This is a genomic window from Streptomyces doebereineriae, from assembly GCF_031845645.1.
Taxonomy (GTDB): Bacteria; Actinomycetota; Actinomycetes; order Streptomycetales; family Streptomycetaceae; genus Streptomyces; species Streptomyces canus.
Genome location: NZ_JAVREZ010000003.1, coordinates 49,832 through 61,683 on the forward strand (window position 1 = coordinate 49,832; position 11,852 = coordinate 61,683).

Annotated in this window: 8 protein-coding genes; 7 read left to right on the forward strand and 1 reads right to left on the reverse strand. The window is 71.8% G+C overall.

Annotated elements, in window-relative coordinates; translation table 11 throughout:
- Positions 1-100: 100 nt before the first annotated feature.
- Genes RNB18_RS09795 through cobI form a run of 7 tightly spaced genes read left to right on the forward strand, consistent with a single transcriptional unit; the run spans position 101 to position 11,002 of the window.
- Positions 101-1,042, forward strand: coding sequence for a cobalamin biosynthesis protein (locus tag RNB18_RS09795; RefSeq protein WP_311713735.1), 942 nt, complete (start codon positions 101-103; stop codon positions 1,040-1,042).
- Complete coding sequence (locus RNB18_RS09800) at positions 1,039-2,574, forward strand: cobyric acid synthase (RefSeq protein ID WP_311713736.1); 1,536 nt, start codon at positions 1,039-1,041, stop codon at positions 2,572-2,574. The genes RNB18_RS09795 and RNB18_RS09800 overlap by 4 nt, the downstream gene beginning before the upstream one ends.
- Positions 2,571-6,227: a cobaltochelatase subunit CobN gene (gene cobN / locus RNB18_RS09805; RefSeq protein ID WP_311713737.1), complete on the forward strand. Its 3,657-nt coding sequence runs from the start codon at positions 2,571-2,573 to the stop codon at positions 6,225-6,227. The genes RNB18_RS09800 and cobN overlap by 4 nt, the downstream gene beginning before the upstream one ends.
- Entirely contained in the window at positions 6,224-8,215 is a 1,992-nt protein-coding gene (locus RNB18_RS09810; protein WP_311713738.1) for a putative cobaltochelatase, read from the forward strand. Before cobN ends, RNB18_RS09810 begins: the two co-directional genes overlap by 4 nt.
- Positions 8,215-8,814, forward strand: a complete 600-nt coding sequence (cobO, locus tag RNB18_RS09815) for a cob(I)yrinic acid a,c-diamide adenosyltransferase (protein ID WP_057618233.1) — start codon at positions 8,215-8,217, stop codon at positions 8,812-8,814. The genes RNB18_RS09810 and cobO overlap by 1 nt, the downstream gene beginning before the upstream one ends.
- Positions 8,811-10,271 carry a cobyrinate a,c-diamide synthase gene (locus RNB18_RS09820; protein ID WP_394817605.1) on the forward strand — a complete coding sequence of 487 codons (1,461 nt, stop codon included), beginning with the start codon at positions 8,811-8,813 and terminating at the stop codon, positions 10,269-10,271. The genes cobO and RNB18_RS09820 overlap by 4 nt, the downstream gene beginning before the upstream one ends.
- On the forward strand, positions 10,256-11,002 hold the full coding sequence (cobI, locus tag RNB18_RS09825) for a precorrin-2 C(20)-methyltransferase (protein WP_311713740.1): 747 nt from the start codon (positions 10,256-10,258) through the stop codon (positions 11,000-11,002). Before RNB18_RS09820 ends, cobI begins: the two co-directional genes overlap by 16 nt.
- A 32-nt stretch (positions 11,003-11,034) precedes the next feature.
- Here cobI and RNB18_RS09830 read toward each other — a convergent pair whose 3' ends face one another.
- Positions 11,035-11,763 (reverse strand): ZIP family metal transporter, encoded by a 729-nt coding sequence (locus RNB18_RS09830; RefSeq protein ID WP_057618235.1) that lies wholly within the window; start codon positions 11,761-11,763, stop codon positions 11,035-11,037.
- Positions 11,764-11,852: the final 89 nt, after the last annotated feature.

An 11,852-nucleotide genomic window follows, 5' to 3' on the forward strand; every position in this document is an offset into this window, starting at 1 on the left:
CCAGGGCGTGGACACCCTGAGTGAGGACATGACGCGATGCTCGCCTGCCGATCCACCTGCAGTTCCAGGCACTTGAACGACCCCGCGATCGGCTGAGCCGGTGCGTGCCGATCGCGTCTTCGCGTACGGCGCCGCCGCCGGTCTGATCGGTGACCTTCTGCTCGGTGACCCCCGTCGTGGGCATCCGGTCGCCGCGTTCGGACGGACCGCGGGCGCCGTGGAGCGGATGTTGTGGCGGGACCACCGGGGCTGGGGTGCGCTGCACACCGCCGTGTGTGTGGGTGGTGCGGTGGGGCTCGGTGCCGTGGCGGAGAACGTCGTACGTCCGTCCCGTACCGCTTCCGTCGCCCTCACCGCCGCCGCCACCTGGGCCGTCGTGGGCGGGACTTCACTCGTGCGGGAGGCCCGGGTCATCGGGCGGGCGCTGGAGGCCGGAGACGTCGAGGCGGCCCGGGACCGGCTGCCGCATCTGTGTGGGCGCGATCCTCAGGCTCTCGACGCCGACGGGATCGCGCGGGCCGTCGTGGAGTCCGTCGCCGAGAACACCTCCGACGCCGTCGTGGGGGCGCTCGTGTGGGGGGCCGTCGCCGGGGTGCCGGGGCTGCTCGGGTTCCGGGCCGTGAACACGCTCGACGCCATGGTGGGGCACAGGTCGGTCATCTACCGCCGCTTCGGGTGGGCTTCGGCCCGGCTCGACGACCTCGCCGGGTGGCCGGGGGCGCGGCTGACCGCGGTACTCGCCGCCCTGGCCGGTGACAGTCCGCGCGGTGCCGTGCGGGCCTGGCGGGAGGACGCACCGAAGCATCCGAGCCCCAACGCCGGGCCCGTCGAGGCCTCGTTCGCGGGGGCGCTGGGTGTCCGGCTGGGAGGGACCCTCTCGTACGCGGGGCGGGTCGAGCATCGGCCGGTGCTGAATCAACGAGGGCGCGCCGTCGCCACGTACGACATCGAGCGCGCCGTACGGCTGTCACGGCGCGTAGGGCTGCTCGCGCTCGGCGTCGGGGTCGCCGCGCGGGCCTTCGTGAAGGGGCGTACGGCATGAGTGGCGGGGGTCTTCTCGTCGCCGGAACCACCTCGGACGCCGGCAAGAGTGTCGTCACCGCCGGGATCTGCCGTTGGCTGGTGCGGCAGGGGGTGAAGGTCGCGCCGTTCAAGGCGCAGAACATGTCCCTCAACTCCTTCGTCACCCGCGAGGGCGCCGAGATCGGGCGGGCCCAGGCCATGCAGGCGCAGGCCTGCCGGGTCGAGCCCACCGCGCTGATGAATCCCGTGCTGCTCAAGCCCGGTGGTGAGCAGAGCAGTCAGGTCGTGCTGCTCGGGAAGCCGGTCGGGGAGTTGAGCGCCCGCGGTTATCACGGCGGGCGGCAGCAGAAGCTTCTCGGGACCGTGCTCGACTGTCTCGGCGAGTTGCGGGGCACGTATGACGCGGTGATCTGTGAGGGGGCCGGCAGTCCGGCCGAGATCAACCTGCGGCGTACCGACATCGTCAACATGGGGATCGCCCGGAACGCCGGGCTGCCCGTGCTGGTCGTGGGCGACATCGACCGCGGGGGTGTCTTCGCCTCCTTCTTCGGGACCGTCGCGCTGCTGTCCCCCGAGGACCAGTCGCTCGTCGCAGGGTTCCTCGTCAACAAGTTCCGGGGGGATGTCTCGCTGCTGGAGCCGGGGCTGGACATGCTCCACGGCCTCACCGGGCGCCGCACGTACGGCGTTCTGCCCTTCCGGCACGGGCTCGGGATCGACGAGGAGGACGGGCTGCGGGTGTCCCTGCGGGGGACGGTCCGGGAGTCCTCGGTGAGCCCTCCGGTGGGCGAGGACGTGCTGCGGGTCGCCGTCTGTGCGATTCCGCTGATGTCCAACTTCACCGACGTGGACGCCCTGGCCGCCGAACCCGGTGTGGTGGTGCGGTTCGTGGACCGGGCGGAGGAACTGGCGGACGCCGACCTCGTCGTGATTCCGGGAACCCGTGGGACCGTACGTGCGCTTGAGTGGCTGCGGGAGCGCGGGCTGGCCGACGCCCTCGTCACCAGGGCCGCGCAGGGACGCCCGGTGCTCGGCATCTGCGGTGGCTTCCAGATCCTCGGCGAGCACATCGAGGACGAGATCGAGAGCCGGCAGGGGCACGTCGAGGGGCTCGGAGTCCTTCCCGTCAGGGTGCGGTTCGCGCGGGAGAAGACCCTGACCCGGCCGGAGGGCGAAGCCCTCGGCGAGCACGTCACGGGATACGAGATCCATCACGGGGTCGCCGACATCCACGGGGGCCAAGCGTTCATCTCTGATGACAAAGGACACAGCCTGGACGGCTGCCGCGTCGGCCAGACCTGGGGGACCCACTGGCACGGCTCGCTGGAGTCGGACGGGTTCCGGCGGGCCTTCCTGCGGGAGGTGGCGGCCGCCGCGGGCCGCCGGTTCGTGCCGGACCCCCACACCTCGTTCGCCGCGCTGCGCGAGGAGCAGCTCGACCGGCTCGGCGACCTGATCGAACAGCACGCGGACACGGACGCGCTGTGGCGGCTCATCGAGTCCGGTGCGCCGCAAGGACTGCCTTTCATTCCACCGGGAGCGCCCGCATGAGCACAGTGTTGTTGTTGTCCACCGCAGACACGGATCTGCTGGCGGCCCGGGCCGCCTCCGGTGCCGAGTACCGGATCGGCAACCCGACCCGCATCGACGTCACGGACGAGCTGCCCGCGCTCCTGGACGGCGCGGACATCGCCGTCGTACGGCTGCTCGGCGGCAAGCGGGCCTGGGAGGACGGGCTCGCCGCGCTGAAGGCTTCCGGCGTCCCGACCGTCCTGCTCGGCGGAGAGACGGTGCCGGACGCCGAGTTGATGGCCGAGTCGTCCGTACCGGCCGGTGTCGTGGCCGAGGCGCTCAGGTACCTCGTCGAGGGCGGTCCCGCGAACCTGGAGGAACTCGCCCGGTTCCTGTCCGACACCGTGCTGCTGACCGGCGAGGGGTTCGCCGAGCCGCAGAAGATGCCGGAGTACGGCGTCCATGGCCCGCTTGCGCCGGACAACGGCCGCCCGACGGTCGGTGTGCTCTTCTACCGGGCGCATGAACTCAGCGGCAACACCGCCTTCGTGGACACCCTGTGCGACGCGATCGAGGCGCGGGGCGCCAACGCCCTTCCCGTGTACTGCGGTTCACTGCGCGGTGCCGACGCCGGGCTCTACGAGCTCCTCGCCCGGGCCGACTCCCTCGTCGCCACCGTCCTCGCCGCCGGCGGCACCCACGCCTCGCAGGCCTCGGCAGGCGGTGACGAGGAAGCGTGGGACATCGGGGCGCTGGCCGACCTCGACGTGCCGGTGCTGCAAGGGCTCTGCCTCACGTCGTCCAGGGCCGCGTGGGAGGAGTCGGACGCCGCCCTCTCCCCCATGGACGCGGCCATGCAGGTCGCGATCCCGGAGTTCGACGGACGGCTGATCACCGTGCCGTTCTCCTTCAAGGAGCAGGGGCCCGACGACGTCCCGGTGTACGTGGCGGACCCCGAGCGGGCCGCGCGGGTCGCCGGGATCGCCGTACGGCACGCGGAGTTGAGGCACAAGCCGAACGCCGAGAAGAAGCTCGCGCTGGTCTTCACCGCGTATCCGACCAAGCACTCGCGGGTCGGCAACGCGGTGGGCCTCGACACGCCCGCTTCGGCGGTGCGGGTGCTGGACTCACTCAGGGACGCCGGGTACGTCGCCGAGGGGTACCCCGACAACGGCGACGAGCTCATCCACCGGCTGATCGAGGCCGGCGGACACGACGTCGAGTGGCTGACCGAGGACCAACTGGCGTCGGCTCCCGCGCGGGTGCCGCTCGCCGACTACCGGGCCTGGTTCGACAAGCTGGAGCCGGGGCTTCGTCAGGCCATGGTGGACGCGTGGGGTGAGCCGCCGGGCTCGCTGTACGTCGACGGGGACGACATCGTGCTGGCCTCACTCCAGTTCGGGAACGTCGTCGTGATGATCCAGCCGCCGCGCGGCTTCGGGGAGAACCCGATCGCGATCTACCACGACCCGGACATGCCGCCGTCCCACCACTACATGGCCGCGTACCGGTGGCTCGAGAACTCTTTCGGTGCCGACGCGATCGTCCACATGGGCAAGCACGGCACGATGGAGTGGCTGCCGGGCAAGGGCCTCGGTCTCAGCGGGGGTTGTGCGCCGGATGCCGTGCTCGGTGAACTGCCGCTGATCTATCCCTTCATCGTCAACGACCCCGGCGAGGGCACCCAGGCCAAGCGGCGCGGTCACGCCACCGTGGTCGACCACCTCGTGCCGCCGATGGCGCGGGCCGACACCTACGGCGACCTCGCCAAGCTGGAGCAGCTCCTCGACGAGTACGCGCTCGTCTCCGACCTGGACCCGGCCAAGGCCCCGGCCGTGCGCGCCCAGATCTGGACGCTGGTCAAGGCGGCCGAGCTCCACCACGACCTGCATGTGGACGAGCAGCCGGACGACGCGGCGTTCGACGAGTTCGTCATGCACATCGACGGCTATCTGTGCGAGATCAAGGACGTGCAGATCCGGGACGGGCTGCACATCCTCGGCGGCGGTCCGGTCGACGAGGCCCGGGTCAACCTCGTGCTCGCCGTGCTGCGCGCCTCGCAGGTGTGGGGCGGACAGGCGAACGCCCTGCCGGGGCTGCGGGCTTCGCTGGCGGAGCATTTCGGCCTGGTCGAGAAGGAGTTGCTGGCCGAGCCCGGTGCACCGGTGAAGGTTCCGGTCGAGCTCTCCGACCTCGTCGACGGTCCTTCGCGCAGCGCCGCCGACGCGATCGATCTGCTGGAGCAGCTGTGCCGTCGGGTCGCGGAGGGCATGGAGGCCGTCTCCTGGGACGTGACGGCCGTCCCGGGTCTGGTGCGTGACGTCCTCGGCACCGAACTCCCCGAGGCCGTCGCCGTGCTGGAGTTCGCCTGCACCGAGGTCGTGCCCCGGCTGGCCCGTACGACGGACGAGATCGAGCACATCCTCAAGGCCCTGGACGGCGGTTACGTCCCGGCCGGGCCTTCCGGCTCGCCGACCCGCGGTCTCGTCAACGTCCTGCCGACCGGCCGGAACTTCTACTCCGTCGACCCCAAGGCCATTCCGTCCAGGCTGAGCTGGGAGGTCGGGCAGTCGCTCGCCGACTCGCTCGTGCAGCGGTACCTGGCCGACACCGGGGAGTACCCGAAATCCGTGGGGCTCACGGTCTGGGGTACGTCCGCGATGCGTACGCAGGGCGACGACATCGCCGAGATCCTCGCGCTGCTGGGCTGCCGTCCGGTGTGGGACGAGGCCTCGCGGCGGGTCACCGGCTTCGAGGTCGTTCCCCTGAGCGAGCTCGGCCGTCCGCGTATCGACGTCACGGTCCGTATCTCCGGCTTCTTCCGGGACGCGTTCCCGCACGTCGTCGGCCTGATCGACGACGCCGTCCGCAAGGTCGCCGAGCTGGACGAGCCGGCCGACCAGAACTTCGTGAAGGCGCACGCCGACGAGGACACCGTCGAGCACGGTGACCGGCGGCGGGCGACGGCCCGGATCTTCGGGTCCAAGCCGGGGGCGTACGGTGCCGGTCTGCTGCCGCTGATCGACGCCCGCAACTGGCGCTCGGACGCCGACCTCGCCGAGGTGTACGCGGTGTGGGGCGGCTACGCCTACGGGCGTGGGCTGGACGGGCGGGCGGCGCGCGGGGACATGGAGATGGCGTTCAAGCGGATCAACGTCGCCGCGAAGAACGTCGACACCCGCGAGCACGACCTGGTCGACGCCGACGACTACTTCCAGTACCACGGCGGCATGGTCGCCATGGTGCGCCACCTCACGGGCGCCAACCCCGAGGCGTACGTGGGTGACTCGGCCACGCCCGACCAGGTGAAGACGCGGACGCTCGGCGAGGAGACGCACCGGGTCTTCCGGGCCCGGGTCGTCAACCCGCGCTGGATGGCGGCCATGCGCCGGCACGGCTACAAGGGCGCCTTCGAGATGGCGGCGACCGTCGACTACCTCTTCGGCTACGACGCCACGGCGGGCGTGGTCGACGACTGGATGTACGAGAAGCTCAGCGCGGAGTACGTCTTCGACCCGGAGAACCGGGACTTCATGAAGAAGTCCAACCCCTGGGCGCTGCGGGGCATCACGGAGCGGCTCCTGGAGGCCGCCGACCGTGGACTGTGGGCCGAGCCGGACGCGGACACGCTGGAGCGGCTGCGGGCCATGTACCTGGAGCTCGAGGGCGACTTGGAGGGTGACGAGAAGTGAGTACCCCGTTTCCGTTCACGGCCGTCGTCGGCCAGGAGGACCTGCGGCTCGCGCTGCTGCTGAACGCCGTGTCACCGGCGGTCGGCGGTGTGCTGGTGCGCGGCGAGAAGGGCACCGCCAAGTCGACGGCGGTCCGCGCGCTCTCGGCGCTGCTGCCCGAGGTCGCCGTCGTCCCCGGCTGCCGTTTCTCCTGTGACCCCGCCGCGCCGGACCCGTCCTGCCCGGACGGTCCGCACGAGACGGGCAACGGCGGCATGCGCCCCTCCCGCATGGTCGAACTCCCCGTCGGCGCCTCCGAGGACCGGCTCGTCGGCGCCCTCGACATCGAGCGGGCGCTCGCGGAGGGCGTGAAGGCCTTCGAGCCGGGACTCCTCGCCGACGCGCACCGCGGGATCCTCTACGTCGACGAGGTCAACCTCCTCCACGACCACCTGGTCGACCTGCTCCTCGACGCCGCCGCGATGGGGGCGTCGTATGTCGAGCGGGAGGGCGTCTCGGTGCGGCACGCCTCGAAGTTCCTGCTCGTCGGCACCATGAACCCCGAAGAGGGCGAGCTGCGGCCGCAGTTGCTCGACCGGTTCGGGCTGACCGTCGAGGTCGCGGCCTCGCGGGAGGTGGACCAGCGGGTGGAGGTCGTGCGGCGGCGGCTCGCGTACGACGACGATCCGGCGGGGTTCGCGGCGCGTTGGGCGGACGAGGAGCGTGCCGTACGGCAACGGATCGTCGCCGCGCGGGAGTTGCTGCCTTCGGTGCGGCTTGGCGACGGGGCGCTCCGGCAGATCGCGGCGACCTGTGCCGCGTTCGAGGTGGACGGCATGCGGGCCGACATCGTGATGGCGCGCACGGCGACCGCGCTGGCGGCGTGGGCCGGGCGGACCGATGTGCTCGCGGAGGACGTGCGGCAGGCCGCGCTCCTCGCGCTGCCGCACCGCCGCCGCCGTAATCCTTTCGACGCGCCGGGACTCGACGAGGACAAGCTCGACGAGACGCTGGAGGAGTTCAGCGGCGAGGGCGACGAGGATCCCGACCCGGACGGGCCCGGTGGGGGCGGCGGGCAGCCGCCGTCGTCCGACGGGCCGCAGGCCGATGGGGGTTCCGGTGCCCAGCCGGAGGCGGGGGACGGCGGCGAGCCGCAGGCGTCCGGTGCCGGTTCCGGGGAGCAGTCCGCCGCACGGGCTTCCGAGCCCTTTCGTACCAAGGTGCTCAGCGTGCCCGGGCTCGGCGACGGCGCTGCCGGGCGGCGGTCCCGTGCGCGGACCGAGCACGGGCGGACGACCGGTGCCCGGCGACCCCGAGGGGCCCTGACCAAGCTGCACTTGGCGGCCACCGTGCAGGCGGCCGCCCCGCATCAGCGGGCACGGGGGCGGACGGGGCGTGGGCTCGTCGTCCGGCGTGACGATCTGCGGCAGGCGACGCGGGAGGGGCGCGAGGGGAATCTCGTGCTGTTCGTCGTCGACGCCTCGGGGTCGATGGCGGCGCGGCAGCGGATGAGTGCGGTGAAGGGGGCCGTGCTGTCGCTGCTCCTCGACGCGTATCAGCGGCGGGACAAGGTGGGGCTTGTGACGTTCCGGGGTTCGGCGGCGGAGGTCGCCCTGCCGCCCACGTCGTCGGTGGACGCCGCGGCAGCCCGGCTTGAGACCTTGCCGACCGGTGGGCGTACTCCGCTCGCGGCCGGGCTGCTGCGGGCGCACGAGGTGCTGCGGGTGGAGCGGCTGCGGGATCCCGCGCGGCGGGCGCTGGTCGTCGTGGTGACGGACGGGCGGGCCACCGGTGGGCCCGAGCCGGTCGCGCTCGCGGGGCGGGCGGCTCGGCTGTTCGCCGCGGACGGCGTCGCCTCCGTCGTCGTCGACTGTGAGTCCGGGCCGGTGCGGCTGGGGCTCGCCGGGCAGCTCGCGGGTGAACTGGACGGTACGGCGGTGACGTTGGACGAGTTGCGGGCCGACTCGATCGCCGGACTGGTGAAGGACGTACAGAGGAGGGCCGCGTAATGCCTCAGGGACAGCCGAGTGTGGTGCCGGAGGATGGACTGACGACTCGTCAGCGTCGTAATCGGCCGTTGGTGGTGGTGCACACGGGCATCGGCAAGGGGAAGTCGACCGCCGCTTTCGGGCTTGCCCTGCGGGCCTGGAATCAGGGGTGGCCCATCGGAGTGTTCCAGTTCGTCAAGTCGGCCAAATGGAAGGTCGGCGAGGAGAACGCGCTGCGGGTGCTGGGGGCGTCCGGGGAAGGCGGGTCGGTCGACTGGCACAAGATGGGTGAGGGCTGGTCCTGGGTGCAGCGCGACGCCCAGATGGACAATGAGGAGAAGGCCCGGGAGGGCTGGGAGCAGGTCAAGCGGGACCTCGCCGCCGAGACGTACAAGCTGTATGTGCTCGATGAGTTCGCCTACCCGATGCACTGGGGGTGGGTGGACACGGATGAGGTTCTTGATGTGCTCAGGAATCGACCCGGGACCCAGCACGTGGTCATCACCGGCCGCAACGCGCCCGAGAAGCTGGTCGACTTCGCCGATCTCGTGACCGACATGTCCAAGGTGAAGCACCCCATGGACGCCGGGCAGAAGGGGCAGAGGGGCATCGAGTGGTGACTGCTTCCGTCCCCCGGCTGGTCATCGCCGCGCCGTCCTCCGGCAGCGGCAAGACCACCGTTGCCACGGGGTTGATGGCCGCGTTCGCCGCGCGGGGGCTCGCCGTGTCTCCGCACAAGGTGGGGCCGGACTACATCGATCCCGGGTATCACGCGCTCGCGAGCGGGCGGGTGGGGCGGAATCTCGACGCGTATCTGTGTGGGCCGGAGCTGGTGGCTCCGCTCTTCCTGCACGGGGCGCGCCGGTGTGACATCGCCGTCGTGGAGGGGGTGATGGGGATGTTCGACGGGGCCGCGGGGGAAGGGGAGCTGGCGTCCACGGCTCATGTGGCGAAGCTGTTGCGGGCGCCCGTGGTGCTGGTCGTCGATGCCTCGTCGCAGTCCCGGTCCGTTGCCGCGCTGGTGCACGGGTTCGCGTCGTGGGACCCGGAGGTGCGGGTGGGGGGCGTGATCCTCAACAAGGTCGCGTCCGATCGGCATGAGGCGTTGCTGCGGGAGGCTTTGGAGTCGGCCGGGGTGCCGGTGTTCGGGGTGCTGCGGCGGGTGGCCCAGGTGGACACGCCTTCTCGGCATCTGGGGTTGGTGCCGGTCGCCGAGCGGCGGGGGGCGGCGGTGGACGCCGTCGCGGCGATGGCTGCGCAGGTCGAGCGGGGATGTGACCTCGAGGGGCTGGTTTCGCTGGCGCGGGGTGCGGGGGCGTTGTCGTGTGCGGCTTGGGATGCGGCTGAGGTGTTGGCTCAAACGCCGGAGGGGCTGGATTGTGCGAACGCCGGAGGAGGAGCCGAGACACCTAGGGGCGCGGGGAACTGCGCGACCAGCCCCCACCGACCCGCACCCGGCCACGAACCGCCGCATGGGCAGGTGATCGCCATAGCCGGTGGTCCCGCGTTCACCTTCTCGTATGCCGAGCACGCCGAGCTGCTCACCGCCGCAGGAGCCGAAGTCGTTCCCTTCGATCCGCTGAGGGACGAGCAACTGCCCGACGGGACCGCCGGCCTGGTCATCGGGGGCGGTTTCCCCGAGGTCTACGCCGCCGAGCTGTCCGCCAACGAACCGCTGCGGAAAGCCGTCGCCGCGCTCGCGGAGACCGGCGCTCCCGTCGCCGCCGAGTGTGCCGGCCTGCTCTATCTGTGCCGTGAGCTCGACGGGCAGCCCATGTGCGGGGTGCTCGATGCCTCGGCCCGGATGGAGGACCGGCTCACCCTCGGGTATCGGGACGCCGTCGCCGTCAGCGACAGTTCGCTGGCCGTCGCCGGGACGCGGATGCGCGGGCACGAGTTCCACCGGACCGTGGTGGAGCCGGAGGCGGGGGACGCCGCGGCCTGGGGTGTGCGGGTGCCCCGGCGGCGGCTCGAGGGTTTTGTACAGCGTGGTGTGCACGCGAGTTATCTGCACACGCACTGGGCCTCGGTGCCCGGTGTCGCCCGTCGGTTCGTGGAGAGGTGCCGGACGTCATGAGCAGCAGCAGGTTGATCGGGGTCGGGGTCGGGCCCGGGGATCCGGAGCTGGTGACCGTCAAGGGTGTCAACGCCCTGCGCGCCGCCGACGTGGTCGTCGTGCCCGTCATGGACACGGGTGAGAAGGGGCGGGCCGAGGCCACCGTTCTGCACTACGTGCCCCAGGAGAGGATCGTCCGGGTCGTCTTCGCTCTCAACGAGCGCAGTGATCACGCCCGGCGCGAGGCCGCCTGGGACGCGGCCGGGGAGCGGGTCGCCGAGTTGCTCGCCGCCCACTCGTGCGTCGCCTTCGCCACCATCGGCGACCCCAACGTCTACTCCACCTTCACCTATCTCGCCCAGACCATCGGCGAGCTCGTGCCCGACGCCGTCGTCGAGACCGTGCCCGGCATCACCGCCATGCAGGATCTCGCGGCGCGTTCCGGGGCCGTACTGACCGAGGGCACCGAGCCGCTCACGCTGGTGCCCGTCACCGCCGGTTCCGCCGTCCTCAAGGACGCGCTCAACGGGCCCGGGACCGTCGTCGCGTACAAGTTCGGCCGGCTGGCCGGTGAGGTGGCCGAGGCGCTCAGGGAGACCGGGCGGATCGAGGACGCCGTATGGGGATCGGCGCTCGGCATGGAGGCCGAGTCCATCCGGCCCGCCGGTGAGCTCGACGGGGCTCCCCTGCCGTACCTCTCCACCCTCATCGCGCCCGCGCGGCGGGACGGCACCCGGGGTGGCAAGTTGTGACACCCTCCGCGAGCCCCTTCAGAGCCGCCGGTTCAGCCGGCCAGGCCCACCACCAGCCAGATGAAACCCACGCCCGCGACGGTGCACAGCAGGGTCGAGCGGGCGGGGTGTTCGTGGTGGGCCTCGGGGAGGATCTCGGCCGCCGCGAGATAGAGCAGCGCGCCGCCGAAGAGACCGAGATAGCCGCCGAGCAGACCCTCCGGGATGGTCACGAACGACGTCGAGGCGGCGCCCACCACCGGGGCCGCCGCGTCGGCGAACAGCATCCCCAGCGCTCTGCGGCGGGCGTTTCCGTACAGGCTCGTGATCGTGTACGTGTTGAAGCCGTCCGCGAAGTCGTGGGCCACGACGGCGAGCGCGACGGCTGTACCCATGCCGCCGCCCACCTGGAAGGCCGCGCCGATCGCCACGCCGTCCATGGCGCTGTGGCCGACCATCGCGGCGGCTGCCGTGAGGCCCACCTCGGGCGCCCGGCCGTCCTTCTCCTCGCCGCCGTGCGCCGCCTGACGGGCGGCCAGCAGACGTTCCACCAGATGGGCCAGCAGGAAGCCGGCCACGAAGAGGAGCAGGGCCGCGGGGACGCCGAAGACCTCGTCGCCGGCCGCGTGCAGCGCTTCCGGCAGCAGGTCCAGGCCGACCACGCCGAGCATCAGGCCGCCGGCCAGTCCGAGGACCAGATGACGGCGGTCGGTCACCCGCTGTGCCGTCCAGCCGCCGGCCAGCGTCATCAGGAACGCGCCGAGCGCGACGAAGACCGCCATAGGGCCTTGGTATCCGATCAACCCCCGTTCGCGCACATCCGGCCACCGCACCGGCGACACCCTTGACACCTTTTGCAACGAGAGGACCG

What these genes read in the sequence shown, in the direction of transcription:
- RNB18_RS09800 (WP_311713736.1), top strand. Translation starts at nt 1,039, where the DNA reads ATGAGTGGCGGGGGTCTTCTCGTCGCCGGAACCACCTCGGACGCCGGC.
- cobN (WP_311713737.1), top strand. Translation starts at nt 2,571, where the DNA reads ATGAGCACAGTGTTGTTGTTGTCCACCGCAGACACGGATCTGCTGGCG.
- cobO (WP_057618233.1), top strand. Translation starts at nt 8,215, where the DNA reads ATGCCTCAGGGACAGCCGAGTGTGGTGCCGGAGGATGGACTGACGACT.
- RNB18_RS09830 (WP_057618235.1), bottom strand. Translation starts at nt 11,763, where the DNA reads ATGGCGGTCTTCGTCGCGCTCGGCGCGTTCCTGATGACGCTGGCCGGC.